The organism is Dankookia rubra (assembly GCF_004355005.1).
Classification (GTDB): domain Bacteria; phylum Pseudomonadota; class Alphaproteobacteria; order Acetobacterales; family Acetobacteraceae; genus Paracraurococcus; species Paracraurococcus ruber_A.
Window position 1 is genome coordinate 1 of record NZ_SMSJ01000351.1, and the last position, 515, is coordinate 515.

The following is a 515-nucleotide window of genomic DNA, read 5'->3' on the forward strand; positions in this document are numbered from 1 at the left end:
GCATGTGTGGATGGCCTCCGCGGTGCAAGAGCGAATCTGGAGCTTCTGACGTCGGGTCGGCGGCGTGCATGTGTCCGGCCTACGAGAGGCGGCACACGGCCGCCGGCCTTGATGAGATCCGCGGATCGGGTCCTTATCAAGCTGACGCGCTCGTGGCGCGTACACGTCTCCGGGGTGTCCCGATCTCGTCGATCGACCGTCGCGTCATCACCTCCATCAGCGCCGATGCACCAACTCTGTCGGCCGCGGTGGCGGCTGACGCCATCTTCATCTCAGGCCGTTCGGTACGCCTCACCGCGCGACAGCATGGCCCAGATGATCCTCGCTGTCTTATTAGCGAGCGCTACCGCGGCCAGCTTCAGCGGCTTCCGCCCGATGATCCGGCCAAGCCAAGTCTCGGCGAAGCCCTCCTTCGCCCTGGCCCACCGAATGACCGAGAGCGCGCCGGTCACGAGCAGGCGCCGGATCGTGCGGTCACCCATTTTGGTGATCCGCCCGAGCCGGTCCTTCCCACC

General features: G+C 66.4%; 1 protein-coding gene. It reads right to left on the reverse strand.

The window, feature by feature from the left end; all coding sequences use genetic code 11:
- Nucleotides 1–272: 272 nt before the first annotated feature.
- A partial coding sequence (locus E2C06_RS36945; RefSeq protein WP_165982930.1) for a transposase occupies nt 273–515 on the reverse strand: 243 nt, incomplete at its 5' end.